The organism is Paenibacillus sp. FSL W7-1287, from assembly GCF_038004245.1.
GTDB classification, from domain to species: domain Bacteria; phylum Bacillota; class Bacilli; order Paenibacillales; family Paenibacillaceae; genus Pristimantibacillus; species Pristimantibacillus camelliae.
The window spans coordinates 1,978,514-2,004,110 of sequence record NZ_JBBORD010000001.1 but is presented as its reverse complement, the minus strand read 5'-3'; the positions used below and the strand labels follow the sequence as shown (position 1 = coordinate 2,004,110).

At 42.6% G+C, this 25,597-nt stretch carries 28 protein-coding genes; 9 read left to right on the top strand and 19 right to left on the bottom strand.

Annotated elements, in window-relative coordinates; all coding sequences use genetic code 11:
• Positions 1 to 54: 54 nt before the first annotated feature.
• From NSQ99_RS09025 to NSQ99_RS08985, 9 genes are all read right to left on the bottom strand, one after another.
• Complete coding sequence (locus NSQ99_RS09025; RefSeq protein WP_251666646.1) at positions 55 to 1,389, bottom strand: pyrimidine-nucleoside phosphorylase; 1,335 nt, start codon at positions 1,387 to 1,389, stop codon at positions 55 to 57.
• A 48-nt stretch (positions 1,390 to 1,437) separates the two neighbouring features.
• On the bottom strand, positions 1,438 to 1,617 hold the full coding sequence (locus NSQ99_RS09020; protein ID WP_251666647.1) for an aspartyl-phosphate phosphatase Spo0E family protein: 180 nt from the start codon (positions 1,615 to 1,617) through the stop codon (positions 1,438 to 1,440).
• A 128-nt stretch (positions 1,618 to 1,745) separates the two neighbouring features.
• Complete coding sequence (locus NSQ99_RS09015) at positions 1,746 to 2,564, bottom strand: purine-nucleoside phosphorylase (RefSeq protein ID WP_340836261.1); 819 nt, start codon at positions 2,562 to 2,564, stop codon at positions 1,746 to 1,748.
• Between the two features lie 42 nt (positions 2,565 to 2,606).
• A complete protein-coding gene (gene deoB / locus NSQ99_RS09010; RefSeq protein ID WP_340836260.1) occupies positions 2,607 to 3,788 on the bottom strand; it encodes a phosphopentomutase in 1,182 nt (393 codons plus the stop codon).
• 30 nt (positions 3,789 to 3,818) lie between these two features.
• Entirely contained in the window at positions 3,819 to 4,709 is an 891-nt protein-coding gene (gene xerD / locus NSQ99_RS09005; RefSeq protein WP_251666649.1) for a site-specific tyrosine recombinase XerD, read from the bottom strand.
• Positions 4,710 to 4,749: 40 nt separating this feature from the next.
• Positions 4,750 to 4,971 carry a DUF4227 family protein gene (locus NSQ99_RS09000; RefSeq protein WP_340836259.1) on the bottom strand — a complete coding sequence of 74 codons (222 nt, stop codon included), beginning with the start codon at positions 4,969 to 4,971 and terminating at the stop codon, positions 4,750 to 4,752.
• A 122-nt stretch (positions 4,972 to 5,093) separates the two neighbouring features.
• Positions 5,094 to 5,549, bottom strand: coding sequence for a ferric iron uptake transcriptional regulator (gene fur, locus NSQ99_RS08995; RefSeq protein ID WP_251666651.1), 456 nt, complete (start codon positions 5,547 to 5,549; stop codon positions 5,094 to 5,096).
• A 91-nt stretch (positions 5,550 to 5,640) separates the two neighbouring features.
• A complete protein-coding gene (spoIIM, locus tag NSQ99_RS08990; RefSeq protein ID WP_340836258.1) occupies positions 5,641 to 6,246 on the bottom strand; it encodes a stage II sporulation protein M in 606 nt (201 codons plus the stop codon).
• Between the two features lie 106 nt (positions 6,247 to 6,352).
• A complete protein-coding gene (locus NSQ99_RS08985) occupies positions 6,353 to 6,904 on the bottom strand; it encodes an NUDIX domain-containing protein (RefSeq protein WP_251666653.1) in 552 nt (183 codons plus the stop codon).
• A 92-nt stretch (positions 6,905 to 6,996) separates the two neighbouring features.
• On the opposite strand from NSQ99_RS08985, the gene NSQ99_RS08980 reads away from it, so the two are divergent.
• Positions 6,997 to 7,146: a hypothetical protein gene (locus NSQ99_RS08980; protein ID WP_340836257.1), complete on the top strand. Its 150-nt coding sequence runs from the start codon at positions 6,997 to 6,999 to the stop codon at positions 7,144 to 7,146.
• A gap of 33 nt (positions 7,147 to 7,179) precedes the next feature.
• On the opposite strand, the gene NSQ99_RS08975 is transcribed toward NSQ99_RS08980, so the two are convergent.
• Positions 7,180 to 8,316 carry a M20/M25/M40 family metallo-hydrolase gene (locus tag NSQ99_RS08975; protein ID WP_340836256.1) on the bottom strand — a complete coding sequence of 379 codons (1,137 nt, stop codon included), beginning with the start codon at positions 8,314 to 8,316 and terminating at the stop codon, positions 7,180 to 7,182.
• An 84-nt stretch (positions 8,317 to 8,400) separates the two neighbouring features.
• On the opposite strand from NSQ99_RS08975, the gene prli42 reads away from it, so the two are divergent.
• Positions 8,401 to 8,499, top strand: a complete 99-nt coding sequence (gene prli42, locus NSQ99_RS08970) for a stressosome-associated protein Prli42 (RefSeq protein WP_251666656.1) — start codon at positions 8,401 to 8,403, stop codon at positions 8,497 to 8,499.
• A 9-nt stretch (positions 8,500 to 8,508) separates the two neighbouring features.
• On the opposite strand, the gene lipB is transcribed toward prli42, so the two are convergent.
• The 5 genes from lipB to lpdA form a co-directional block, all read right to left on the bottom strand.
• Positions 8,509 to 9,198, bottom strand: a complete 690-nt coding sequence (gene lipB / locus NSQ99_RS08965) for a lipoyl(octanoyl) transferase LipB (RefSeq protein WP_340836255.1) — start codon at positions 9,196 to 9,198, stop codon at positions 8,509 to 8,511.
• 85 nt (positions 9,199 to 9,283) lie between these two features.
• Positions 9,284 to 10,582 (bottom strand): dihydrolipoamide acetyltransferase family protein, encoded by a 1,299-nt coding sequence (locus NSQ99_RS08960; RefSeq protein WP_340836253.1) that lies wholly within the window; start codon positions 10,580 to 10,582, stop codon positions 9,284 to 9,286.
• 31 nt (positions 10,583 to 10,613) lie between these two features.
• The gene (locus NSQ99_RS08955) at positions 10,614 to 11,597 is read right to left on the bottom strand and encodes an alpha-ketoacid dehydrogenase subunit beta (protein ID WP_251666659.1); all 984 of its coding nucleotides are present in this window, start codon (positions 11,595 to 11,597) and stop codon (positions 10,614 to 10,616) included.
• Entirely contained in the window at positions 11,597 to 12,628 is a 1,032-nt protein-coding gene (locus tag NSQ99_RS08950; protein WP_251666660.1) for a thiamine pyrophosphate-dependent dehydrogenase E1 component subunit alpha, read from the bottom strand. Before NSQ99_RS08950 ends, NSQ99_RS08955 begins: the two co-directional genes overlap by 1 nt.
• Positions 12,629 to 12,725: 97 nt before the next feature.
• On the bottom strand, positions 12,726 to 14,153 hold the full coding sequence (gene lpdA / locus NSQ99_RS08945; protein ID WP_340836251.1) for a dihydrolipoyl dehydrogenase: 1,428 nt from the start codon (positions 14,151 to 14,153) through the stop codon (positions 12,726 to 12,728).
• Positions 14,154 to 14,337: 184 nt separating this feature from the next.
• Between lpdA and NSQ99_RS08940 the strand changes: the two genes are divergently transcribed.
• Both NSQ99_RS08940 and NSQ99_RS08935 read left to right on the top strand, forming a co-directional pair.
• Positions 14,338 to 14,640, top strand: coding sequence for a DUF2627 domain-containing protein (locus tag NSQ99_RS08940; protein ID WP_340836249.1), 303 nt, complete (start codon positions 14,338 to 14,340; stop codon positions 14,638 to 14,640).
• Between the two features lie 78 nt (positions 14,641 to 14,718).
• The gene (locus NSQ99_RS08935; RefSeq protein WP_251666663.1) at positions 14,719 to 14,880 is read left to right on the top strand and encodes a mechanosensitive ion channel protein MscL; all 162 of its coding nucleotides are present in this window, start codon (positions 14,719 to 14,721) and stop codon (positions 14,878 to 14,880) included.
• A 58-nt stretch (positions 14,881 to 14,938) separates the two neighbouring features.
• Here the strand turns inward: NSQ99_RS08935 and nagZ are convergent, their stop codons facing one another.
• Positions 14,939 to 16,681: a beta-N-acetylhexosaminidase gene (nagZ, locus tag NSQ99_RS08930; protein ID WP_340836246.1), complete on the bottom strand. Its 1,743-nt coding sequence runs from the start codon at positions 16,679 to 16,681 to the stop codon at positions 14,939 to 14,941.
• A gap of 295 nt (positions 16,682 to 16,976) precedes the next feature.
• On the opposite strand from nagZ, the gene NSQ99_RS08925 reads away from it, so the two are divergent.
• Both NSQ99_RS08925 and NSQ99_RS08920 read left to right on the top strand, forming a co-directional pair.
• Positions 16,977 to 17,162, top strand: coding sequence for a hypothetical protein (locus NSQ99_RS08925; protein WP_340838766.1), 186 nt, complete (start codon positions 16,977 to 16,979; stop codon positions 17,160 to 17,162).
• 183 nt (positions 17,163 to 17,345) lie between these two features.
• On the top strand, positions 17,346 to 18,686 hold the full coding sequence (locus tag NSQ99_RS08920) for a hypothetical protein (RefSeq protein WP_340836245.1): 1,341 nt from the start codon (positions 17,346 to 17,348) through the stop codon (positions 18,684 to 18,686).
• Positions 18,687 to 18,738: 52 nt separating this feature from the next.
• Here NSQ99_RS08920 and NSQ99_RS08915 read toward each other — a convergent pair whose 3' ends face one another.
• Positions 18,739 to 19,032, bottom strand: coding sequence for a DUF6509 family protein (locus NSQ99_RS08915; protein WP_340836244.1), 294 nt, complete (start codon positions 19,030 to 19,032; stop codon positions 18,739 to 18,741).
• Between the two features lie 215 nt (positions 19,033 to 19,247).
• Between NSQ99_RS08915 and NSQ99_RS08910 the strand changes: the two genes are divergently transcribed.
• Together NSQ99_RS08910 and NSQ99_RS08905 are read left to right on the top strand one after the other, a co-directional pair.
• Positions 19,248 to 20,978, top strand: a complete 1,731-nt coding sequence (locus NSQ99_RS08910) for an ABC transporter ATP-binding protein (RefSeq protein WP_340836243.1) — start codon at positions 19,248 to 19,250, stop codon at positions 20,976 to 20,978.
• Complete coding sequence (locus tag NSQ99_RS08905) at positions 20,971 to 22,800, top strand: ABC transporter ATP-binding protein (RefSeq protein WP_340836241.1); 1,830 nt, start codon at positions 20,971 to 20,973, stop codon at positions 22,798 to 22,800. The genes NSQ99_RS08910 and NSQ99_RS08905 overlap by 8 nt, the downstream gene beginning before the upstream one ends.
• A 150-nt stretch (positions 22,801 to 22,950) precedes the next feature.
• On the opposite strand, the gene NSQ99_RS08900 is transcribed toward NSQ99_RS08905, so the two are convergent.
• Positions 22,951 to 23,856 carry a LysR family transcriptional regulator gene (locus NSQ99_RS08900; RefSeq protein WP_340836239.1) on the bottom strand — a complete coding sequence of 302 codons (906 nt, stop codon included), beginning with the start codon at positions 23,854 to 23,856 and terminating at the stop codon, positions 22,951 to 22,953.
• 205 nt (positions 23,857 to 24,061) lie between these two features.
• Positions 24,062 to 24,904 carry a flagellin N-terminal helical domain-containing protein gene (locus tag NSQ99_RS08895; RefSeq protein ID WP_251666670.1) on the bottom strand — a complete coding sequence of 281 codons (843 nt, stop codon included), beginning with the start codon at positions 24,902 to 24,904 and terminating at the stop codon, positions 24,062 to 24,064.
• 233 nt (positions 24,905 to 25,137) lie between these two features.
• Here NSQ99_RS08895 and NSQ99_RS08890 point away from each other — a divergent pair, with 233 nt between their 5' ends.
• Positions 25,138 to 25,509, top strand: coding sequence for a hypothetical protein (locus tag NSQ99_RS08890; protein ID WP_251666671.1), 372 nt, complete (start codon positions 25,138 to 25,140; stop codon positions 25,507 to 25,509).
• Positions 25,510 to 25,597 lie beyond the last annotated feature (88 nt).

Here is a 25,597-nt window from a genome sequence, read left to right as displayed (position 1 = left end):
CACTCGATACTTGCTTAGCTTATCGTTGCTTTGCTTATTAGGCTTGCTATATCTTTATGATAATAAATGCTGTACTCCATGCTTCGTGACAATCGCCTGCAGTAATGGTCTAGCTTCAGACCGCTGCTCGGTAATGTGAAATGCAGCTTTAATGATGCGAACAGCTTCATGCTCCTCATTCGTTTCACTGTTGACATGCAGCGTAGCTAACACGTCACCTTTTTCCGCATATTCACCTACCTTTTTTCCGAGCACAATGCCAACCGCATGATCAATACGATCATCTTTGGTTTGACGTCCCGCTCCTAGCTTCATCGCTGCAAGGCCAAGCGCTTCAGCTTCAATCGCTGCAACGTAGCCTTGCTGCTCACTGACCACATGATAGGTCGAGCGAGCTTGTGGTAATCGATCCGGGTAATCAACAACAGTAGCATCGCCACCTTGTGCAGCAATTAGCTGCTTAAGCTTTTCTAACGCTTGTCCATTGTGAAGCACTGCTTCAACCAATTCACGCGCTTCCTTCTCATCCTGAGCCTTCTTACCTAAAAGAACAAGATGTGCAGCTAGCGTTAAGCTTAGCTCGGTTAAATCCGCAGGCCCCTTCCCTTTGAGGGTGTCAATTACCTCGGCAACCTCTAGTGCATTGCCAATCGCATAGCCTAACGGCTGATCCATATCGCTAATAATAGCTGCCGTGTCGCGACCGACCTCACTACCAATGGTAACCATTGCCTCAGCCAGCTTAATGCTGTCCTCAAGTGTCTTCATAAAGGCACCATTTCCCGTCTTCACATCAAGCACGATTGCATCTGCGCCAGCTGCAATCTTCTTGCTCATGATTGAGCTTGAAATGAGAGGAATCGATTCTACTGTAGCTGTCACATCACGTAATGCATACAGCTGCTTGTCCGCAGGAGCTAAATCCCCGCTTTGACCTATTAGGGAGACACCAATTGAATTCACTTGCTCGACAAATTGCTTCTGAGTCAGCTCAGTATGAAATCCTTGGATCGATTCAAGCTTATCAATCGTCCCTCCTGTATGTCCGAGTCCACGTCCCGACATCTTAGCTACAGGTACTCCAACCGCTGCTACGATTGGAGCGATAATAAGACTTGTTTTATCACCAACGCCACCAGTCGAGTGCTTATCTACTTTAATTCCTTCAATCGCAGATAAATCGACTTGATCTCCTGACTCTGCCATAGCCATCGTTAATGCTGCAACTTCAATGGCAGACATGCCATTAAAGTATACGGCCATTAGCCATGATGACATTTGATAATCAGGAATTTCACCTTTGCAATATTGTTCAATCCACTCTCGAATATGTTGAGCAGAATGTTCTTTCCCATCGCGCTTATGTTGAATGAAATCTACGGCTCTCATCGTTTCCTCCAGTTTGTGCTTAACAGTGATTAGGTGAAGGCATACAGCTTACAGCGCATACTCGAACAATTGAACCTTCTTCTTCATATACTGTGCCTTTAGCACATGCTCGTCCAGTAGCTGACTAATTGCAATGACGTCCTTGTGCAAAAGACTGCCTTTCTGCGCTGCTGTCATCTCCATCTGCTTACGTAACATCTCAATCTTCTTATTCAGTTGACTATCCATTTCCTTCCATAACCATCCTCACCTATCAAATTACAAACACACTAGATTGAGGACATTATACGACGAATTCGCATACGAAGGTTGTCACATTAAGGCACTTTAATTGTGAACATTCTGTGACAGATATCTTATATTTTGGCGATTAATGACGTTACAAGCTCTAAAAATTGAGATTTAACTCGATCTGTTGTCTCCATGACCTCTTCATGGGATAATGGCTGGTCCAATATACCTGCTGCCATATTGCTAATACATGATATTCCGACAACCTCCAGACCACTATGGCGAGCTGCAATAACCTCAGCTACTGTAGACATTCCTACGGCATCTGCTCCCAAAATACGCAGCATCCGAATTTCGGCTGGCGTTTCATAGGATGGTCCAAGCAAGCCAGCATATACACCTTCGACAAGCTCAATCTCCTTCTCGGATGCTACTTCCTTAGCGATCGATCTTAAACGTTTGCTGTAGGCTTCAGACATATCTGGAAAACGTACACCGAGCTCATTGTCGTTAGCACCAATTAAAGGGTTTTTACCCGTCATATTGAGATGATCGGAGATAAGCATTAAATTCCCCGCTGCAAACTGCTTATTTATTCCCCCTGCTGCGTTCGTAACAACGAGCGAATGGACACCAATCGCTTTCATGACGCGTACCGGAAAGGCTGTCAGCTCCGGTCCATACCCTTCATACATATGGAAGCGCCCACGCATTAATGCAACGATTCGACCAGACAGCTTGCCAATCATTAGCTCTCCAGCATGTCCTTCTACTGTCGATACTGGGAAATGAGGGATATGCTCGTATGGGATAACGACAGCTTCCTCGATGTGATCACCTAATACTCCTAAGCCTGATCCTAGAATTAGACCTATTTCTGGTTTGACGCTTAATTTTTGCTCGATAAATTGTGCTGCCTCTTTTATTTGCTTAGCTGTTGACATAGATCCGTAATCCTCCTTCTACATTAACCATAAGACTATGTACTATTGAATTAATTTACTTAAAAAGCTTGTTCCTGATGGAGGTGCAGCAACCCCAAAGTTATCTGCTATGGTTGCTCCTAAATCTGCAAATGCAGCTCGAGTATCCAGCCTTGATGGGGATGGGAAGCTGGGGCTATACGCTAGAATCGGTACGTATTCACGCGTATGATCCGTGCCGGTATGCGTTGGATCGTTGCCATGATCTGCTGTAATAATTAATAGATCCTTCTCCCCAATTGTTTCTAGCAATGCAGGGATCGCAGCATCAAATTCCTCTAAAGCTTTACCGTATCCGATTGGATCTCGCCTGTGACCGTATAGTGAATCAAAATCGACAAGATTAACGAAGAGCATCCCTTTGAAATTCGTTTTAAGTAGCTCCACCGTTGTATGTATACCGTCTGCATTGCTTTTTGTAGGATGCGATTGATTAATTCCCTCTCCATCAAATATATCATGAATTTTGCCGACAGCTATCGTGTCATAGCCCTTATCCTGCAAAGCATTCAGTACCGTTGGCTCTGGCGGCTTTACTGCATAATCATGACGATTCGGTGTTCGAGTAAAGCTTCCAGGTTGTCCAATATAAGGACGAGCGATGACTCTTCCAACAAAAAAACGCTCCTCCATCGTCAGCTCTCTAGCAATCTCACAAGCGTTGTACAGCTCCTCTAGAGGGATGACCTCCTCGTGTGCGGCAAGCTGGAATACACTATCCGCACTCGTGTATACAATCCAAGCGCCCGTCTTCATCTGTTCCTCGCCAAGCTCATCTAATATTACGGTACCGCTCGCTGGCTTGTTGCCGATAACCTTCCGTCCTGTGCGTGCTTCAAATTGTTGAATGAGCTCCTCAGGGAAACCTTCGGGAAAGGTTTGAAACGGCTTATCAATACGAAGGCCCATTAACTCCCAATGTCCTGTCATCGTGTCCTTACCTGCGGAAACCTCAGCCATCTTCCCGTAATATGCTTTAGGCTGACGATTTTCATCGGGATTCCAGTTATGAATTTGTTCAATTCGATCTAAGCCAAGCTCACGCAAATTCGGTAGCTTCATCTCATATTCTCTTGCAATATGTCCAAGCGTATGGCTGCCAGCGTCACCAAAGCTAGCTGCATCAGGCAGCTCCCCAATGCCGACACTGTCAAGCACGATGACTGCAATTCGATCAAATTTCATAATCAATTCTCCTCACATTAATATAGAACGTTACGCCCGCGGGTGAGCATGGCGATACACATCCTTGACTCCGTTTTTCGTTAGCGTTGTATATTTCATCGTCGATACGATATCAACATGGCCAAGCAGCTCCTGCACTGTATACACATCTGCTCCGTTCTGAAGTAGATGAGCAGCAACGGAATGACGAAGCGTATGAGGTGTAAGCTCCTCTTCGATGCCTGCTAGCTGTCCGTATTTCTTTAACAGCTTCCAAAAGCCTTGTCTAGTGATACGCGATCCAAGATGATTAAGGAACAGCATGTCATCGCTGGTCCGCTCTGTAGTAAGCTGCTCTCTCCCTGTATTCAGATAGCTCTCAAGGGCATCTCTTGCATAGCTGCCGAACGGCACGAAGCGTTCCTTGCCGCTCGGACTAATACACTGGATAAAACCTAGCGACAAATGAATATGCTCTACATTGAGCGCTACAAGCTCCGATACGCGTATGCCCGTTGCATATAGGAGCTCAAGCATCGCCTTATCACGCAGTCCGCTGGCAGTTGTGACATCTGGCGAATTAAGCAACGCCTTCGCAGTCTCCTGAGTAATCGTTTTAGGCTGCTGCTTCGATTGCTTCGGCGCCTCAATGTATATCGAAGGATCGAACGTAATATGATCCTCCAGCAGCAGGAAGTGAAATAACGCGCGTATCGATACAATGTGACGTGCAATCGTTGCTGACTTCAGCTCTGCATCCTTCAACATATTAATATATTTCATAACATGATGCTTATGGACGCGATTCCATTCCGTAACGCCTTGTTCCTCTAAATATCCAATAAATTTTTTAAGATCACGCTCATAGGATTGGTAGGAGTTAGGAGAAAGCTTGCGTTCATACTTAAGTACTTTTAGATATTGATGAAACTGCTCGTACATCCAATCCCTCCTTCCTACTTAGTGTATCATTTCCTAATTCCTATTCGCCATACCGGAAAAACAATAATAGACGATCAGGTATGGTATAGCTATCTAGATCCGTGTTCATCTGAAATACCTTTACCGCATCTGCTCCTGGATGCTCGTATGGCGATCCGATTAATAAGCTCTGCACCCAGTCATATGCCGCTGTGATGACAATTACGAGTAACACAAACAATAGAAAGAACATAAACCGGTGAAACATCTCTTTCATCATCATAATGGCGCCTCCTATATATGTATATTCACTAGACCATATGTAGGACGAACTTAAATTATGATGTACATGCTTTTATATTAAGAAAAAAGGCCTGCCATCCCTTAACGGATATTGCAGGACCTTTATATTGTTTGTTCGCTCATTGCACGACAGCTTTTACATATACCGTGAAAATCCAATCTGTGATCAACCGTTTCGAATTTATATTGCTCCTGTAGTCTTTCCTCAAGCGGCAGCAACCAATCATCCTTTATTTCGCTTACGTCTCCACACTGTACACAAATTAAGTGATGATGATGGTGACGATTACTATCTCCTCGTAAGTCATACCTAGCTACACCGTCACCAAAATTGAGCTTTTCTACAACATGAAGCTCAGTAAGTAATTCTAGTGTACGATAGACGGTTGCTAATCCGATCTCTGGTGCAATTTCTTTTACAAGCAGAAAAACATCCTCTGCACTTAAATGATCTTCCTCATTCTCAAGCAAGATACGTAGTGTCGCTTCACGCTGCGGAGTTAATTTGTAGCCCTGTGCTTGAAGCTGCTGTTTAATTTTATCTATCTGGGCCTGCATTACAGTCCTCCTGCCTACATCTCCTACTAAAATATGTTTTCATTATATTAGCTTTTTTATAAAGAAGTCAAACACATTCCATCATTGAGATTTATAGCAGCTCCGTATTGGATGAATACCACTCAAGCAGCTTCGGTGTCACAAAAACCTCAATGAGTGAGGCAGCAGCCAGTAGGAGAAGCATTGCCGTCGCAATAGTCGAAAAGCTTAACAGTTGACTAGATAATACACCTTGATGCTTTCTAATGCGATTGTTGAACAGAAAAGCAGCAAAAGAAATTGCTGAGGAGCTTAGAACAATAAGTGCTGGAATGACAACGATATTGTGCGGAGCTATCGTAAGTAAGCTCAGCCATATGCCTTCCGTTCCAAAGGCTTGAGTAAGCATGAAGATCGAGCTCCCAAGCAAAAAGCCCTTTAAAAAATTTAGAATAACGACAATAGGTACACCAATCATCGATATCCCCAGTAATATAAATGCCACTGCCCATTTCATATGCTTAAAAAAAGTATTCCAGAATAGGTCCGCGCGATCTAAGAAGGCAGCCTGCTGCAGCCATCCGACATAATGCACCATGCCTCGATTCAGCTCCTCCTGCTGAACAGCCGGCAGCGCCTGCAGCAATATGCTGCCACATATTGCACCTGCAAACATGACAACTCCGAGGTAAATCCACTTGTTCCATTGACCCTGCATCGTAATCGCTCCTTGTATTCTAGCTTCTATTCTATTCCTATGCTAGATTGATAGAGCTTATGACTGCTTGGCCAGGATAAGTAGCTACCTATTCTCTATTCGGCTGCTATAGCTTTCCAGTTGCGACTAACAGCTTCCATGCGTATACGGCGAGCAGCGTTTTAGCATCACTTATATCTCCGCTTGCAATATACGAATCTGCCTCTTCAAGCGTAATTTGCATAACGATGACATCCTCATCATCATCTAAATTTTGCTTGCCAGCTTCCAGTTGATCTGTGTAGTAGACGTATAGCTTCTCATCTGCAAAGCCTGGCGAAGTATAGAAGGCATGAAGGAGCTTAACCTCTTGAGCTATAAAACCTGTTTCCTCCTCCAGTTCTCGAATAGCAGCGATATGAGGTTCTTCATTAGGATCAAGCTTTCCTGCTGGAATTTCGATTTGTGTTTTCCCTAGTGCCTTACGATATTGCTCAACCACGATCATCTTTCCTTGATGAATGGCAACTACAGCTGCTGCTCCAGGATGGCGAACGATCTCTCTCGTTGCTGTACGACCGTCTGGAAGCTCAACGGTATCGACCTGAAGATCAATGACTTTACCTTTAAAGACTTGCTCTGTTGAGATGGTTGGCTCTGTCCAAATTTTTTTATCCATTACAATATTCCTCCTAAAGGAAGTAAAGCTGATGTCATATTGTCACTTCGATGCTCATAGGCTTGTACAAAATAGGTTGAGGAGTGAACCCTATGACAAAGCAAAGCATTACACCTAACTATATTCTGTTCTCTGGAAAAGCACGTGACATAAAAAACGAGTTAAATAAGCTGCTTATAAGCACAAACAGCAGAGAGACGGTATCTAAATTCACACATCGCTCTGCTGAAGTTAAACGCTAACTCTTTGATATGACTACGAAGCTTTACAAGTGGCTAAGCTTGATATTGTGCCGATTGCTTTAGCAGCTCAACGACAAGCTGTGAGGTTTTAACGAGATTATCGACTTTAATTTGTTCATCGGTCGTGTGAATATGCTCATAGCCTACAGCTAGATTAACCGTTGGTACACCTAAACCGTTAAATATATTAGCATCGCTGCCCCCACCAGAGTGGAAGGTGCGCGGCTTCAAGCCAAGTGCTTCAATTGCCTTGCTCGCAAGTTGCACTACCGCACTATCATCTGTATGACAGTACGCGGGATATACAATATTGCTATGGAATGCGGAGCGAGCCTGATAGGTAGCAGCAGTATGCTCAACGGCTTGCTTCATGCTCTCTACCTGAGCCTCTAGCTTTACACCTTGAATGCTGCGCGCCTCTGCAACAAGCTTCACATAATCACACACAATATTGGTTGGACCGCCACCTTCAAAGCTTCCGATATTTGCTGTCGTTTCATGATCAATGCGACCTAGCTTCATTGCACTAATCGCTTTCGCAGCTACTTGAATAGCACTAATTCCTTTTTCTGGACTAACGCCAGCATGAGCAGATTTACCAAATATCTCGATGACGATATGAGCTTGCGTTGGTGCAGCAACGGCGATATCACCAATATCACCATTGGAATCTAGCGCGTAGCCGTATGTAGCCTTTAACATCCCTGGGTCGATAGCACGTGCTCCTAGCAAGCCTGATTCCTCACCAACCGTTATAACCACTTGAACTTCTGCATGTGATAACCCTTGTTCCTTCACCACTTGAATCGCTTCGAATAAAGCAGCAATACCTGCTTTATCGTCACTACCCAGAATGGTTGTTCCATCTGAACGTATATAACCGTCCTCGTCGATACGCGGCTTGATCCCTTTACCTGGTGTTACTGTGTCCATATGACAAGTGAATAATATAACTGGCTGATCCTTCGCATCCTCCGTTGCTTCAAGCATGGCAAATAAATTGTTAGCCCCATGCCCAGTTACCTCTGCTGCGTTATCCTCTGATACGGATAAGCCAAGCTCCTGAAGCCGATGCTTCAGCACCTTGCTAATTTCTGCCTCGTTTCCAGATTCGCTATCTACTGTCACAAGATCGAAAAATTGTTGAACAAGACGTTTTTGTTCTATCATTTTGTTTCCTCCAGCCTACTTTTTCGTATACAATAGAGTTAATGCTGTAATTCATCGTTGCTTTTGAAAGGAGATATCTTCGATATGCGTCAACAAAAAATTATTAAAATTGTTGCTATTGTTGTAGCAGCTGCACTATTATTCACAACATTGTTCGCAGGTATCGGCTCCTTCTTCCTTTAGAATGGAGCCTTATACAAAGCCAAAATGCCGTTTAAATATTGGAGCAATCTGCGCCGCAGCTTCTTCAACTGTCATCTGATCTCCTGTGATATCATTAAATGAGGTCACTCCAAACTCCTGAATACCGCAAGGAACAATACCACTAAAGCCGTCTGATGCAATGCCTGACTTAATGTTTAGGGCAAAGCCATGACTCGTAATAAAGCCTCTTCGCTGACGTGATCGATTGAATTTCACACCGATTGCCGTGATCTTCTCGTCTCCAACCCATACTCCAGTATACTGTTGCTTTCTTGTTCCTTTTATACCATATTGCGAAAGCCATTCAATAATGACTTCCTCTACGTTACGTAAATATCCATGTAGATCAAGACCAGCCGCATCAAGATAGATAAGGGGGTAGCCTACAAGCTGTCCTGGACCATGATATGTAATATCACCGCCACGATCGATTTCATACAAGGCAATGCCTTGCTCTTGCAGCGCGGCGTCATTCAATAGCAAATGCTCTGGATGACGATCGGTACCAAGTGTATAGGTCGGTGGATGCTGAAGAAGGAGAAGCGTCTCACTGCGCTCCTCCTTGTCAATTTCCTTCACATATTGTTTTTGTAGATCCCACGCCTCTTTATAATCAAGCGTACCGATATAATGTGCATCCAGCTGTTTCTGACTGAGCTGTTGTTCAGGTTTCTGCATAGCTGACACTCCTTTAACAAGTGTTCAAAGGTTGCTCTCTATCCTACTTGAACACTGACACTAATTCAGTATTACGACGATTATATCAGTAGATTGAGCTTTCAAGATTGTAAGCCTCAAGATTCTCTTTCACACGCTGTAAGAACCTTCCACAGATGACGCCATCCAGTATGCGATGGTCAAGTGATAAGCATATATTCGCCATCGAACGAACAGCAATCATATCATCTATAACGACAGGTTTTTTTACAATTGATTCGAACGTAAGAATCGCTGCCTGTGGATAGTTAATAATTGGATAAGACAGAATTGAACCAAAGGAGCCTGTGTTATTAACCGTAAACGTTCCGCCCTGCATATCTGAAAGTGTAAGCTTTCCTTCACGTGTTTTATGTGCTAATTCCTCAATTTCCTTCGCGATGCCTGCGACATTTTTATGGTCAGCATTTTTAATGACCGGTGTCATGACGGAGTCCTCCGTACCAACGGCTAGCGATATGTTTATATCCCGCTTCACAATAATTTTGTCAACAGCCCATACGGAGTTCATAATCGGGAAATCTCGTATCGCGTTAACGACTGCTTTAATGAGAAAAGCAAGATAGGTCAAGTTCACGCCCTCGCGCTTCTTAAACTCATCTTTAAATTTATTGCGAATCATAACTAGATTTGTAACGTCTACCTCGATCATTGTCCACGCATGCGGAATTTCACTCACACTTTGTCTCATATTACGAGCAATCGTGTTGCGAATAGGTGTAACGTCAATATAGGTCTCGCCGCGACCTCCTGCATATGGATCATCGAGTTCTATTTTAGGTAGACGCGGAGACTCAGAAAGATGGATGCCTGTTGTGCGAACCTGTTGACTCGATTGCTCAATTGGCTTTTCTGGTTGTCGAACCTCACGTGCCCCGGAAGCAACATAGGCAAGCACGTCCTTGCGTGTAATTCTACCGCCTAAGCCCGTTCCCTGAACATGCTCCAATGATATACCGTGCTGACTTGCCAAGGTTTGAACAGCGGGTGAATAACGTCCACGCATGGAAGTATCGCTTCCTGTGGCTGTGGCATTGGTATGCACAGTGGTGGCGATGACAGCCTCATTGACTGGCGATGGCTCAGCAGCTTGCTCAGAGCCCTCACTTTCAATAATGCAAATTGCTGTACCCACTGGAACATCTTCACCAGTTCCTACTAATATCTTTGTCAGCTTACCTGCAACTGTGGACGGAATTTCTGCATTGACTTTATCCGTATTAATCTCACAGATTGGTTCGTATTCGTCCACCCAATCGCCTGGCTGCTTTAGCCAACGATCGATCGTAGCTGACACTTGTGATTCTGCAAGCTGTGGCAATGTAATTTCAGTTATAACACTCATTTATCGATCAACTCCTAACGTTTCAGACTAGCTAAAAATCAGCTAACTGCTTCATTGCGGCCTTCACCTTTTCCGTATTCAGTAAGAAGAACTTTTCACCTGGAGGGTTAATCGGCATGGCAGGTACGTCAGGGCCACATAAACGCATAATTGGTGCATCAAGCTCGAACAGAAGTTCCTCTGCAATAATTGCAGCTACTTCAGCTCCAACGCCGCCTGTTTTATTATCCTCATGCACAATTAGCACTTTACCAGTACGTCTTACCGCTTCCAGAATCGCTTCCTTGTCGAGCGGCTGAATGGTGCGAAGATCTAATATATGGGTGCTAATCCCTTCCTCAGCAAGCTCTTCTGCTGCCTGCTCAACAAACCGAAGCGGCAAGCTATAGCCAATAACGGTAATATCATCGCCCTCACGAAGTACATTCGCCTTACCAATCTCTACGACGTAATCTTCCTCTGGCACTTCACCACTAATGAGGCGGTAGCTCTTTTTATTCTCAAAGTATAATACTGGATCTTCATCACGAATGGCTGCTTTTAGCAAACCCTTTGCATCATATGGTCGATAAGGTGCAACAATTTTCAAGCCAGGCGTACCAAAGAATACAGACTCTGGACACTGGGAATGGTATAGTCCACCGAATACGCCGCCGCCAATCGGCGCACGTATTACGACAGGACAATTCCAGTCATTGTTTGACCGATATCGGATTTTAGCTGCTTCACTAATAATTTGGTTCGTAGCAGGAAACATAAAGTCGGAGTATTGCATTTCTGCAATCGGACGCATGCCGTACATCGCAGCTCCAATGGCTACTCCAGCAATCGCAGATTCCGACAACGGTGTATCGAGTGCTCTCATTTCACCAAATTGCTCATACAGCCCTTTCGTCGTAGTAAACACGCCACCCTTGACGCCTACGTCTTCACCTAACACGAACACGTTATCATCGCGTTCCATTTCTTCCGCCATCGCCGTGCGAATCGCATCTATATAACTCATTGTTGGCATTAGTGTTTCTCCTCCTTGCGCGTATCAGCATACACATGATCGAGTACCGATTCTGGCGTAGGGAAAGGAGCTTTATCGGCATAGCTGCTAGCTTCATCCAGCTGCTTTTTAATCTCCTCGCGAAGTGTGCGCTCTAGCTCGTCATTCCATAGGCCCAGCTCTTCAATGTACATTCTGAAGCGAGGTAATCCGTCAAGTGCACGATGGTGTTCGACTTCTTCCTTCGTTCGATAGGCAAGGTCATTATCTGACGTTGAATGTGGAGAAATACGATACATCATCGCTTCAATTAGCGTTGGACCTTCACCTTTAACGGCACGCTCTCTTGCTTCCTTCACAACACGGTAAACCTCAAGCGCATCATTTCCATCGACACGCTCTCCATGCATCCCATAGCCAAGCGCACGGTCAGAGATCTTCCCTGCTACTTGCTTGTGCACAGGTACAGAGATCGCATATTGGTTGTTTTCACACATTAATATAACGGGCAACTTATGGACGGCTGCAAAGTTGCTGCCTTCATGAAAGTCACCTTGATTGCTTGAGCCTTCCCCGAAGGTAACAAAGCTTACGAAGCTTTTATTTTTCATTTTTGCAGCCAGCGCTAAGCCTACTGCATGCGGCACCTGTGTCGTTACCGGACTAGAGCCTGTTACGATACGTAGACGCTTAGAGCCAAAATGCCCAGGCATTTGTCTACCACCACTATTCGGATCCTCTGCTTTAGCAAAAGCAGACAGGAATAAATCTCGAAGTGTCATACCAACTGAAAGCACGAAGCCATAATCACGGTAATAAGGAAGAAAATAATCATTGTCCCGGTCCAATGCATATGCAGCTGCAACCTGCGCGACCTCTTGGCCGATGCCAGATACGTGAAAATTGATTTTTCCTGCGCGCTGCATAAGCATCATTCGCTCATCAAACATTCTTGCTGTGAGCATATGCGTATACATCGCCACTAGCGTTTCATTACTCAATCCTAGTTGCTGATGCTTCGCTTGTTGACTTGTCGAAGACAATAGTGACATATTATCTTCCTCCTCTTTTAGTTAAATTAAAACCTGGTACTAATACCATGTCATAGTACTATTATACTCTTATCGTTCACAAAATAATATGTGACATTTATAATGAAATTGAACGTCCATCTACACCTAGCATCGCTTCTGCAATCGCTTCTGATAATGTTGGATGCGGATGAACCATCATACCAACCTCCCATGGCGCTGCATTAAGCCATCCAGAAAGCGCCGCCTCACTGATTAATTCTGTAGCATACTGACCAATGATATGCACCCCTAATATATCATCTGTCACCTTATCAGCAATGACCTTCACAAAGCCTTCAGAGTGACCAGATATAATGGCCTTGCCGATTGCAGCAAATGGCACCTTTGCTTTTTTCAGCTCAAAGCCAGCTGCTACAGCCGCAGCTTCAGTGTAGCCATATGATGCAACCTCAGGGTAGGAATAGATGCATCGAGGAATAAGATGGGAAGCAACAGGATGCACCGGCTGACCACAGATATGGTCTGCTGCAACAATTCCTTCATGAGAAGCTGCATGTGCTAGCTGAACACCGCCAATGGCATCTCCGATCGCATAAATATGAGGCTCTGACGTTTGACCTACCTCATTAACAGCTATAAAGCCATTCTTCACCTTAACATCGGTATTCTCCAGCCCAATATCTTCAACATTCGCAGCACGTCCAACAGAAACAAGCATCTGATTGCTTTCCAGCACGACATCCCCATCTGCTGTTTGCGCCCGAATAGTGAACCCTTCATTCTGCACAGTAAAGCTTTCTGTATCAAGCTGTACACCAGTCAACACACGAATGCCACGCTTTGTCAGCTGACGAGTCATCTCTAGTGAAATTTCTGTATCTTCACCTGGCAGTAATCTTGCGCCAACCTCTACGACGGTAACTTGTACACCAAAATCATGCAACAGCGTTGCCCATTCTACACCAATCACTCCACCGCCTACGACAAGCATGCTTACTGGCAGCTTGTCCAGCTCCAAAGCATGATCACTACTAAGTATGACCTTACCGTCCGGCTCAAGTCCTGGGAGACTGCGAGGCTTCGATCCAGTCGCGATAATAACATGTTGGCCAACCACTGACTCCATCTCACCATCTGCAAGTTCGACCGCTATTGCCCCACTGCGCGGAGAAAAAATTGATGGTCCGGTAACACGGCCTTTACCATGGATCATCTGAATACGATGGCGCTTCATAAGACCTTGCAGCCCTTTGAATAGCTGATCTACCTTGTCCAGCTTTGTTTGCTGCACATCATTAAAATCATATGTAACATGCTCACTATTTATCGCTATACCGTATTTAGAGGATTGTAATATCGTACGATATACTTCAGCGCTTCGTAGTAGTGACTTTGAAGGTATACACCCACGATGCAGGCAGGTCCCTCCGACTTTATCCATCTCAATAATTGCGACTGATTTGCCTTGCTGGGCAGCTCGTATGGCTGCCGTATAACCACCAGGACCTCCCCCTAAAATTGCAACATCCACTTGAATTGCCATGTATAAAACCTCCATTTATATAAGTTCAATTGTGAGTAAATTCATAAGCTATTTCCTTATTGTAACTCTTTTTAACACATCTCGCACCGTTCTTTCGAGCGGTATACCTTTATTTGGAGTTTTATGGTACGATATTCGATATGACTAACCGTCTACTGACTTTGATCATAGAAGGAGTTTACTGATGAGATTAACAATTCAGCGACTAATTGCAATCATTCTGCTAGTAGTGCCAGGAATTATTGCTTGCTTTGGTTTTTTGAAAATGAAGGATTCTCTCTTTGACTATTGGAGTGCATTCGGGAATGAAACCTTGCAGCCTAGCTTTGAGTGGGGTAAATTTATTCTTGGCTTCATTATGTTTGCCGCGGGTGCCGGCTTTATTGCTGGTTGGACGTTCTACCGTGATCGTAAACGAAACTATGTAGCCCCTCGTTTCAAGGAAAAACGAAACAAGCCGCCTAAGCCGACAAAAACTAATTTATAATTTACAAGCTGTTAATTTTCATTTAATGATCCATTAACAATTCACCTCTATACTGATCTCAGGAAGGTGGTGAAAGCTATGATCGTCTTCGACGTCATTGTTGATGGAGAAAAAATAGATACGTTAAGACCGATGACTTCGCGTTTGCGTGAATTACAAATGTTCATTGATCATCAGTTCCAACAGCTTGTTGAAAAATACGGTGCGAACGTATACCTTTCTAGACGCTTCGAATACTAATATCGAAGCGTCTATTTTATTTTAAATGATTTTTGCAACAATTCTCTGAGTACGCAAACTATTTGACGGAATCCAGAAGACTATTGATTGATTCATTTAGTTCATCTATGTTAGGATTCTCTACTTTACTATCATTAATTTTATATTTCCTTTTTAGTTGAATTATTTTTTCTACACTTTCATTTAGTCTTTGTTCTGAAATCTCCCCATCTTGAACAGCGACTTTTATAGAGGAGATAACCTTTACAACATTATTATAGTCATGCCCTACCAAAATAATATCGCTTCCGGCCTTTACAGATTCTACAGCTGCTTTGCCAATATCGAAATGTTCTGTGATAGCTCCCATGGTCATATCGTCTGTTATAATTACTCCTGTGAAGTTTAGTTGTTTTCTAAGAAGATCCGTCATGACAGCTTTTGACATGGACGACGGATTTTTTTTATCCAATTCAGGCAATAAGATATGGGCAACCATCACAACATCTGCGCCCTGTTCAATCGCACGTTCAAACGGAATTAATTCTAGTTTTTTTAGTTCCTTAAGGCTTTTATTTACAATTGGGAGTTCAAGATGAGAATCAACCGATGTATCGCCGTGACCAGGAAAATGCTTAATTGTTGGGATGACGTCTTGGGATTGAATCCCTTTCATTGTTTGGATTCCAAGTTCACTTACTATTTCCAAACTGTCGCCAAATGCTCGATCCCCGATAACAGGGTTCATTGGATTGCTGTTAATATCAAGAACAGGTGCAAAATTGAGATTTAGACCAAATTGTTTTAATTCATGACCTAACAGTGTTCCAACTTTATAAGAAAAATCAGGATCATTTACCTGTCCAATCTCTTTATTGGTAGGAAAGTTTATAAGACCACCCGGTAATCTCGTTACTTTTCCTCCTTCTTGGTCAACGCCTAAAAAAAGCGGTAGATTCAATCGATTTTCTGCATTCAACTGATTCACAAGTTGGACGGTTTGTTCAGGGTTTTCAAAATTTCTTTTGTAAAAAATAATTCCTCCAACATGTAATTCGCCTATTATTTTTTTATCGTTTTCATCCATTGTAGTCCCGGAAAGTCCAGCAAGAATCATCTGCCCGATTTTATCTTCTACACTCATGTTAGCTATAATGTCTGAAATGGTTTGATTTTCTTGTTGAACTGGAGCTTTGTCAATCTGTGTATAGAGTGAGATATGGTGCACTCTAGGATTTGGCTCCTGCTTAGTTGGTTTAGGCAAAACCCATAATAAATCCGTAGAGGACGTTGCATGATAGACAAGAATCATTTGGTCATAAGTCGAATCTTTATAGTATCGAATGGCATCGGGTTCTCCACCAGTTTCCTTAATTTCATCTAAAGATATTTTTTGTAGTTCAGGATCAAAGGATCGTATGTCATTTACAGTCTGATCGACATATCCGATTGTAGAATGATGACGTTCGTATTCCTCATACCTACCTTTAGCAGTGTCCGACATATCGTCCGATTTTCCCCACTCATTATTAACTTCTTTCCACTCTGTTTTACCTGAAACAAAGGATATGTTCGGAACTTTACCTTCCTTGGATAAGTAAAACGTTTCTTCTACTAAATTCTCAAGATTTGAATTCTGATCATTCTTCGAACCCACTATACTTTTATCAGAAGGTTTATTTATCATTGGACTTTCTTGAACTGGCGTCTGCTCGCTGCCATTTTCTTTGATTGCATAATAACCGCCAACCATTAAGGCTAAAATTACAAGTAGAATTGTAAAAATACGCAGCTTAGTTCGTTTATATCTTTTTCTTCTCATGTTCCATCACCCTCTCTGCTTTTTTAAAGCTAATTTAAGAGTTAATATTTACCGTTAATCTATTGTAACTGCAATTGGTTTTTAATATAAATGGTAAAAAGCGGCAAACCAAACCCGCAATGGGACTTCTCATTATAAACCCTTCTTCTTTCTCCCAAGTACTGACTGTTTCGTGAAAATAACTGTTATATGATAAGCATCATTGATTTGTAGTATAATTGAAGTAGATAACATGAAAGAGCTTGTGATATTATCATTCACTACATAATTAATGCTGAGGAGAGGGATGAAGATGATGACGAAATTATGTTATAGCGGCTTAAAATATAAAAATGATATGGAAATAAAAATATTGGTAGATATTCAGAATGATTGGGTTGAGATCACACATACCAAGGAAGTATCACAGGTTATGAATAAAACATCAGGTGAATATATTCAAGTAAAACGAAACACCTTGAAATGCGAGATAGTTTCATAGAACTGCAAACAATTTTATGCAACTAATAATATCGGTTGCATTTTTTATTTTAGCAATTTTAATGCTGGATAATGCAGACAGTCCAACTAGAGAGCAATTACCAATATTTGTTTAGACAATCTATTCCATTACGTTTAATATTAATTCATATAAGAATACTAGGAATTATGGAGGAGATAGGAAATGGCTTGGAAATCTAAATCAAAAACAATCGCTGCACTTACAGTTGCAGCATCCGTTGCATTACTGCCTCTTGCACAGCCAATTTTAGCTGCTGCACCTACTGCAAAGGAATATGGTACTTTTTTGAGTGCGAAATATGATATTACTGTTAATGAGCATGCGACAAAGGGGCAATTTATTCAATACGTTGCAGATCTTTTACCAGGTGAAGCAACAAAAACTGATTATCGCTTTAACGATGTAGAAAGCAGTAATGAACACTACGCAGCAGTAGCAGAGCTTTATGAAAAAGGACATCTAACAGGAACTACGATTCAGGCAGATCAACAGCTTCAGCCATGGATCGCTGCCATTATTGCTGTACGAGCAGCTGGCTTAAAGGAGCTTGCATCTACCTACACAACAGAGAAAATAGATGCTGCGCTTGCTAACATTAACTCAACATCATCTGATTGGTACAAGCATGTTGCACAGGAGCTAGCTGTTGCCATTGATAACGGCATCATTCCTGAGCAATATTATGATGAATTCGATTCTAATAAACCTGCAAGTGCAGAATTTGTTCAATACATACTCGGCGAAATTACTAGCTACAACGGTAACTATAAAAATTATATTGCTAATTCAACAGATGCTAACCTTATATCTGAGCTGATTGCTGCTTATAATACAGCTGACATCATTCAAGTAAGCGAGCTACAAGAAATTGTCGATGCCGCACTTGAGCAAAATATTATTACGGGCTATAACTTTAAGGATGCACGCTTCGAGGCTAATTTTGTAGATGAATATGCACTTACGTACGGACATTCAGATCTAACGCATGCAATTCAGCTAATCGGCTTACTGCGCAGTGAAGGATTAGAAGCTAAAGTTCAGCTTGAACCAAAAACATCTGCCTTCTTATATCTTAAAGAATGGGGTGAGCCTGAGCAGTCCGAATCGTTCCAAGTGAAGCAGATCGCTAACGGCAACTATGTCGCATATTCTAAGGAATATGACCTGAGCTTTGAATTCAACTCCATTGAAGATAAAGAAAAGTTCCAAAAAATTATTATTGACTATGCTAAAAAGGATGCCGATGATGAGCCAGGCTTAATTATTAATTCATGGTGGCAGCCACTCTATTACTCAAACACTGAACTTGATGAGTATGTAACGATCTCTAACAACAAGGTCACTCTAGGCAACTACTATGCTCAAACGTTCTCCTTGAATGAACAAGTAGAAAGCATTGCCGCTGGATTCAAAGAAGTTAATCCAGAGGTTGAAGTTGAAAGCTATGAGTTCTGGGCTAATATCGCGTTCTACAATTATCTAGGTGGTACGGATTATAAATAAGTTCGTAAAAAAACGGAGGAGACCTTCATAGGTCCCTCCGTTTTAATATCTATTATATTGCTTGGGTATAGGTTTCTGTACAAAATTGCTCAACCATCGCAAGCTCATCGTCCTCCATCTCGATGTCTATATACTTGCCAGCATCAGCGGTTTGAAACTCATACTTCACGATTTTACCATGACCATCGTTCACAGCATAGACAACTCGAAGTCTCACTCCTTCTTCGTGATGCAGTTCATCGTCCTCTTCTACTTCAACATCAATTATAAATTCATAGCGCTCCCCACTTAATATTCGGAATGGGTCAGCAACTGCCTCAACAGTATATTCATGTAAACTAAACATATCGATTCGTTTCTCCTTTTCAATCTCACTTCTACGTATTATACCATTGCTAATCCGCTTATGCTATGACCGGTGCTCTACATTATATGATGCGGACAATTCCACTTAAACTGCATTCTCTCTCTATACTTTTTAATAAAATGAGGAGTACAATAGAGTTTGTGTACTAGTAATCCTAGAAATCGTTAATTGCAAACAACAGAAAGGATATTCACATGAGGCAAATTTTTCAATACTTGAAGCCGCACTGGTTCGCCGCTATGCTAGCTCCAATTCTAATGGCCATCGAGGTGGCCATGGACCTGCTGCAGCCAATGCTTATGGCAAGTATCATTGATAATGGGATATTAAGTGGTGATCAGGCTCATATTGTAACGACTGGCTTGACGATGATTGGTGCAGCTATGATTGGTCTAATAGGTGGCGTTGGCTGTACAATTTTCGCTTCCATTGCGTCTATGCGGTTTGGTGCAGATTTGCGGAACGACGTTTTTAGCAAAGTCCAGACTTACTCATTCCGTAATATGGACAAGCTTGAGACCGGTTCAATCATTACTCGTCTAACTAATGATATTATGCAGCTGCAAAACGTTGTCCAAATGCTGCTGCGCGTATTGGTTCGCTCACCACTACTTATGATTGGAAGCTTAGTGATGGCGATTTACATCAGCATTCGGTTATCAATTATTGTAGCCATTGCAGTCCCGCTGCTTTTTATCGTGATGTATGCCATTATTAAAGCAACGCTCCCTTTATTCTCTGCAGTTCAGCATAAACTAGATCGTATCAATATTGTACTTCAGGAAAGCCTGTCAGGTATTCGAGCTGCTAAAGCATTTGTTAGACATGAATATGAAGGGCAACGCTTCAATAAAGCCAACGACAGCTTTACTGAACATAGCGTTAAGGCTCAAACCATTATTGCACTTAATGCTCCACTGCTATCGATGATACTTAATGTAAGCATCGTTGCTGTCCTACTGCTTGGCGGTAAGGATGTCATTGGCAATAATTTTGATATCGGTTTACTCGTTGCCTACATTAATTACGTCACGCAACTATTGTTTGCTATATCTGCTGTTGCCAATCACTTAGTACGACTAAGCGCTGCTAAAGTCAGTGTTGATCGCGTAACAGAGCTGCTATCGACAAGCTCTGAAATTAACGACAATGGTAAACAAACGCAAAAAATTGATGGGAAAGTGCAATTTCATCAGGTTTCATTCCGTTATGATGACAACCAGCCTGCCTACCAGCTTCAGGACATTAGCTTTACAGTTGAGGCAGGACAAAAGCTAGCGATTATCGGAGCGACTGGCTCTGGTAAATCGACATTGATCTCATTAATCTCACGTCTCTATGAAAAGAGCGGCGGGGAAATATATATTGATCAGCATCCGGTAGCAAGCTATTCTATTGCAGCTTTACGTTCCCAGATCGGCTTCGTATTGCAGGAAAGCATATTGTTCACTGGAACGATTGCACAAAATATTGCACTCGCCAAGCCTGATGCAGATAGAGCGGAGATTATTGCTGCTGCACAGGCTGCAGAAGCTCATGAATTTATCCAACGTTTGCCACAGGGCTACGATACCGAGCTTGGTCAACGTGGCGTTAATTTATCAGGCGGACAAAAACAGAGAATCGCAATTGCTAGAGCTTTGCTAATAAAGCCAAAAATTCTTATTTTAGATGACAGCACAAGTGCGATTGATATGCGTACGGAATCACGTATTCAGCAGCATATTGCAAAGCTGATGGCAGACAGTACGGTCATCATTGTCGCACAGAAAATAAGCTCCATCATCGATGCAGATCAGATCCTGCTGCTTGATCAAGGCAAAATTATTGCACAAGGAACTCATGAAGAGCTGCTGAAAAGCTCAAAGGATTACCTAGAAATCTATCGTTCGCAGCTTGGAAATGAGGAGGTCAGCTATGCGTAAACCAACAGCATCTATGCCAGAGTTCAGCATGAGAGGCGGCCACACTCCTAGTGGACAGCCTAAAGCTAAGCCATTAAACACGCAACAAACCTTGATCAGGCTATGGCAATATTTAAGTATATATAAGAGAAGTTTTATTGCGGTCATATGTTTTACAACGATTGCTACCTTGCTTAATCTCGCCGCACCCTATTTGTTAGGCAAGGCGATCGATACCTCCATTATGCAGAAGGACTGGGACGGACTTATAATCTATGCGGTCTTATTACTTATCATCTATTTATCGTCCGCTTGGTTTACGTGGCTGCATCAGAAAAAGATGGTATATGTCGCACAGCATGCGGTACGTCAGATGCGAATCCATATCGTTGAAGCGATGCAGCGACTTCCAATTCCTTTTTTCGATCGCAAAACACATGGAGAGTTGATGAGCCGAACAACCAATGATATTGAAAACGTCTCGGCCAGCCTACATCAAAGTACAACCGGCATCATTACCAGTGTTATTTCATTATTCGGATCAGTGATCATTATGTTATACATGAATGTTTGGTTGACCTTATTATGTATGGTTACGATTCCCCTTGTAATGCTCTTTACGAAATATGTGGCTTCGTTTACTAGAAAGCACTTCTCAGAGCAGCAAAAAAGCCTCGGCGAGCTGAACAGCTATATTGAAGAGACGGTTTCTGGACAGAAGGCCATTCAAGTTACGCAGCGTGAACAGCATTCAATTAAGCAGTTTAGAGCAATGAATACAAAACTTGCCGATGCTAGTGTTAGGGCACAAATTTTTTCAGGTCTAGTCGGACCTGTCATGAATGTACTGAACCATTCAAGCTTTACCATTATCGCGGCAGTTGGCGGCTGGATGGCATTTAATAGCTGGACGTCGGTTGGTGTTATTGTCGCATTTATGAACTATTCCAAGCAATTTCAACGTCCGATCAATGATTTGGCTAACCAGTTTAATATGATACAATCCGGAATTGCAGGCGCAGAGCGTGTATTTGAAATTATCGATACGAAGAATGAATATGAGGATGATACGAAAAAAGGCAGTGTAGCGCCGTTCAAAATTAAAGGCGATGTCAAATTCGACAAGGTTTGCTTTGGCTACCAGAATGACCGCTTGATCCTAAAGGATGTTGAACTGCATGCAGAGGCCGGTCAAACGATCGCCTTGGTCGGTCCTACAGGGGCAGGCAAAACGACGATTATCAATGTAATCTCTCGCTTTTATGAGATTCAGACCGGCACGATTTATATCGATAATATCCCGATCAATCAGATCGATAAGGATAGCTTGCGGTCACAGCTAGGTATCGTGCTACAGGAAGCACATTTATTTTCAGATACCATTTATGAAAATATTCGTTATGGGCGGCTAGATGCCACGAAGGAAGAAATTATTGAAGCAGCTAAAATCGCCAATGCGCATCGCTTTATTATGGAGCTGCCGCAGGGCTATAATACTGTGCTTTCTACGGAAGGCAGCAATTTAAGTCAGGGTCAGCGCCAGCTTCTTACGATAGCTCGAGCATTGCTTGCGAGTCCTGCGATTCTAATCTTAGATGAGGCTACAAGCAGCATTGATACTCGTACAGAAATGCATATTCAGCAAGCGATGAAAGTACTGCTTCAGGGCAGAACAAGCTTTGTGATCGCGCACCGACTCAGCACGATTCGAGAAGCTGATCAAATCCTCTTCATTGATCAAGGCCAAGTGATCGAGCGAGGTACACATGACGAGCTGCTCGCCTTAAAGGGCTGCTACTTCGAGCTGTATAATAGTCAATTTCGACGTGTGGCTGTTCAATAACAGCCGTTCTACTCATAAAGAACTAGCTTCATATAATAAGGGTGCTATGAAGGTCATTTTACTGATCTTCGTAGCACCCTATTTTTATTCAATATGAGCAGTATAAGCTGATAAATTCTTCATCGATCTAATTTATAAATACATTCTAGACTAGTCCTGCTCAATATGCAGCTTCAACGCCTCAATATAGGCTTCGGCCAGCGCGGATTGCGTAACATTGCGATGAGCGATCCAGCCAATCTCAAGATGATCATCAATATCCAGCGGTACGGGAATAATCTCATTACCGTTTAAGTCCTTGCTTAATACACCCGATGAAATCGTATATCCATTTACACCGATAAGCAGGTTAAACAGCGTCGCTCGATCCGTCACTTTTATGCTTTTCGGTCTCGATACTGTACTTTGTATTTCCTCAGAGAAATAGAAAGAATTATATTCTCCTTGCTCAAACGATAAGTACGGATAATGCTCTAGATCCTCCATCGTAACTGATTTACGCTTCGCCAGTGGGTTATATATGCTTATAAATACATGAGGCTGGGCGACAAAAAGACGGTGAAATTGCAGATTCGCATCACGCAGCAGCTTGGATATCACCTTACGGTTAAAATCATTCAAGAACAAAATGCCTATTTCACTGCGCATCGTCTTAACATCCTCAATAATTTCATAGGTTTTTGTTTCTCTTATTGCAAATTCGTACTGCTGCTGTCCGTGCTCCTTCACCAGCTGCACAAATGCATTTACTGCAAAGGCATAATGCTGAGTCGACACAGAGAAATGCTGAGGTGAAGGCGTCGCATTCATATACTTTTGCTCCAGTAGCTCTGCCTGCTCGACAACCTGTCTAGCATAGCTTAAAAACTCTACCCCCTCCTGCGTTAACGTAATTCCTTTATTAGTACGCTCGAAAATTGTAATCGAAAGCTCTTTTTCAAGCTCCTTTATCGCGTTAGACAAGCTCGGTTGCGATATAAATAAATGACGAGCTGCTTCATTCATAGAGCCGTGCTTATTCACTTCAAGCACATACTTGAGCTGCTGTAGCGTCATTACACTCCCCCCGTTTCATAGCTTCATTCTAGCCATAATTGCTTGAAATGACTAGTACTGTCCTCTTAGCATTCTCTAATCAAGGATTATTTTCAGTTTTACTGATGGAGCTCTCATTGTTCAATGCTGTGGCTACTGTACCTGCATAAAAAATCCTCCATGCAATAGGCAAAGAGGATTGTGGATATCTCTATTTTCATTTACATTACAGTGCTTCAAGCAGCTTCAGCATATTTTTAGACATCGCATTCGCCTGTGCAAGCAAACTGACGGACACCTGTGATAGCATATTCGCTCGAATGAAATTAGTCATCTCCAAAGCCATATCAGCATCCCGAATTCTTGACTCAGCTGCTGTTAAGTTTTCAGCATAAGCTAATACAAAATTATGTCGATGCTCAAGACGGTTCTGATAAGCACCAAGCTTAGCACGTTCATACGAAACATGATCAACCGTCTCCTTGAGCGTCTGTAGAGCGTCTTGAGCGCCGCTGCTAGTTGAAAGATCTAAGCCGCTTAATGATGCCAAATATGACGGCAGATTAGGCATGTCCATCTCCAGAACGTGATCAGCTTGCTCACCGACTTGCAGTGTCAATCCACGTTTATTGGACAATGGGTCGATCGTATACTGCCCATCCAACAGCTTAATACCGTTAAAATTCGTTCCAGCTGCAATACTTGTAATTTCCTCACGTAGCTGATTGAATTCCAGCTGAAGCTTAGAGCGATCACTATCACTGTAAGTACCATTCGCCGCCTGATTGGCTAGGACGTTCATCCGTTGAAGCATAGCATGGATTTCAATCATCGCTCCCTCGGCTGTTTGAATCAGTGATATGCCGTCCTGTATATTACGTGAGGCCTGCTTTAGTCCATTGATTTGGAATCTCATACGTTCTGATATAGCAAGGCCTGCCGGATCATCGGCAGCTCTATTAATACGATAGCCGGTAGAAAGTCTTTCCATCGCAGTAGATAGCTGTCGCTGATGTGATTGATAATTTCTTAATAAATTCATCGACATCATATTCGTTTGAATATACATGGAAGTCCTTCCTCCTTACCGCTTCGTATTTTTCCAACAACCTTGCTCGTATTATTATCATAAAAAATCCATTAGGAAATAACAATAGTATTTTGCAGACTTCTCCATAGAGAAGTGAAGACCGAACAACATATATAAAGGTTGGACAATGGTGTTAAGGAATACATGTAACCTAACTTCAATCTTCAACGTCTTGTATGTAGTTACAATTATTCACGCTAAGGAGGAGTCCAATGTCAAGCATTCTACGTTTCTTTGGCTGGAGCTCATTAATTATAGGCATCCTAGCTGGTCTAACCCAAGGATTTATTGCAGACAATCTTATTAGCTTTTGGGGGATTATCAACTTTATCCTTACTTTATTCGGTGGAATGGCAGTGGCAGCAATATTTTTTGCTCTTTCTTATATGTTAGAGTATCTCGAAACAGTGCATCAACTCTTAGCGGAGCATATTAAAAAGGATCAGCACCAACCAAAAACTGCATACCCAGAGAAAGGAAAGGCTGCTTCATCTAGTATATTCTCAGATACGACGTCCAAGTCTGAAGCCTCACCAGCAGGGCCAGCGATGCTAGATGCCCTCAAGCTGAAGTCACTTGACTAATGAAGCTCTCTTATAAAGGACGATCATATTGTACAAACATGCTGATTGTCTGATCGGTACATCAACCTGAAGTTAGTTTAATCATCCA

Bases quoted from the DNA above. Each gene is read 5' to 3' on its own strand.
- lipB (WP_340836255.1), bottom strand. From the start codon at position 9,198: ATGCAGAAACCTGAACAACAGCTCAGTCAGAAACAGCTGGATGCACAT.
- NSQ99_RS08935 (WP_251666663.1), top strand. From the start codon at position 14,719: ATGATCGTCTTCGACGTCATTGTTGATGGAGAAAAAATAGATACGTTA.
- prli42 (WP_251666656.1), top strand. From the start codon at position 8,401: ATGCGTCAACAAAAAATTATTAAAATTGTTGCTATTGTTGTAGCAGCT.
- xerD (WP_251666649.1), bottom strand. From the start codon at position 4,709: ATGTACGAGCAGTTTCATCAATATCTAAAAGTACTTAAGTATGAACGC.
- NSQ99_RS08925 (WP_340838766.1), top strand. From the start codon at position 16,977: ATGACGAAATTATGTTATAGCGGCTTAAAATATAAAAATGATATGGAA.
- NSQ99_RS08940 (WP_340836249.1), top strand. From the start codon at position 14,338: ATGAGATTAACAATTCAGCGACTAATTGCAATCATTCTGCTAGTAGTG.
- NSQ99_RS08900 (WP_340836239.1), bottom strand. From the start codon at position 23,856: ATGACGCTACAGCAGCTCAAGTATGTGCTTGAAGTGAATAAGCACGGC.
- NSQ99_RS08975 (WP_340836256.1), bottom strand. From the start codon at position 8,316: ATGATAGAACAAAAACGTCTTGTTCAACAATTTTTCGATCTTGTGACA.
- NSQ99_RS08920 (WP_340836245.1), top strand. From the start codon at position 17,346: ATGGCTTGGAAATCTAAATCAAAAACAATCGCTGCACTTACAGTTGCA.
- NSQ99_RS09020 (WP_251666647.1), bottom strand. From the start codon at position 1,617: ATGGATAGTCAACTGAATAAGAAGATTGAGATGTTACGTAAGCAGATG.
- NSQ99_RS08980 (WP_340836257.1), top strand. From the start codon at position 6,997: ATGACAAAGCAAAGCATTACACCTAACTATATTCTGTTCTCTGGAAAA.
- NSQ99_RS08955 (WP_251666659.1), bottom strand. From the start codon at position 11,597: ATGCCAACAATGAGTTATATAGATGCGATTCGCACGGCGATGGCGGAA.
- lpdA (WP_340836251.1), bottom strand. From the start codon at position 14,153: ATGGCAATTCAAGTGGATGTTGCAATTTTAGGGGGAGGTCCTGGTGGT.
- NSQ99_RS08895 (WP_251666670.1), bottom strand. From the start codon at position 24,904: ATGTATATTCAAACGAATATGATGTCGATGAATTTATTAAGAAATTAT.
- NSQ99_RS08985 (WP_251666653.1), bottom strand. From the start codon at position 6,904: ATGGATAAAAAAATTTGGACAGAGCCAACCATCTCAACAGAGCAAGTC.
- NSQ99_RS08890 (WP_251666671.1), top strand. From the start codon at position 25,138: ATGTCAAGCATTCTACGTTTCTTTGGCTGGAGCTCATTAATTATAGGC.
- NSQ99_RS08915 (WP_340836244.1), bottom strand. From the start codon at position 19,032: ATGTTTAGTTTACATGAATATACTGTTGAGGCAGTTGCTGACCCATTC.
- NSQ99_RS09015 (WP_340836261.1), bottom strand. From the start codon at position 2,564: ATGTCAACAGCTAAGCAAATAAAAGAGGCAGCACAATTTATCGAGCAA.
- deoB (WP_340836260.1), bottom strand. From the start codon at position 3,788: ATGAAATTTGATCGAATTGCAGTCATCGTGCTTGACAGTGTCGGCATT.
- fur (WP_251666651.1), bottom strand. From the start codon at position 5,549: ATGCAGGCCCAGATAGATAAAATTAAACAGCAGCTTCAAGCACAGGGC.
- NSQ99_RS08950 (WP_251666660.1), bottom strand. From the start codon at position 12,628: ATGTCACTATTGTCTTCGACAAGTCAACAAGCGAAGCATCAGCAACTA.
- NSQ99_RS09025 (WP_251666646.1), bottom strand. From the start codon at position 1,389: ATGAGAGCCGTAGATTTCATTCAACATAAGCGCGATGGGAAAGAACAT.
- spoIIM (WP_340836258.1), bottom strand. From the start codon at position 6,246: ATGCAGGGTCAATGGAACAAGTGGATTTACCTCGGAGTTGTCATGTTT.
- NSQ99_RS08905 (WP_340836241.1), top strand. From the start codon at position 20,971: ATGCGTAAACCAACAGCATCTATGCCAGAGTTCAGCATGAGAGGCGGC.
- NSQ99_RS08960 (WP_340836253.1), bottom strand. From the start codon at position 10,582: ATGAGTGTTATAACTGAAATTACATTGCCACAGCTTGCAGAATCACAA.
- NSQ99_RS09000 (WP_340836259.1), bottom strand. From the start codon at position 4,971: ATGATGATGAAAGAGATGTTTCACCGGTTTATGTTCTTTCTATTGTTT.
- nagZ (WP_340836246.1), bottom strand. From the start codon at position 16,681: ATGAGAAGAAAAAGATATAAACGAACTAAGCTGCGTATTTTTACAATT.
- NSQ99_RS08910 (WP_340836243.1), top strand. From the start codon at position 19,248: ATGAGGCAAATTTTTCAATACTTGAAGCCGCACTGGTTCGCCGCTATG.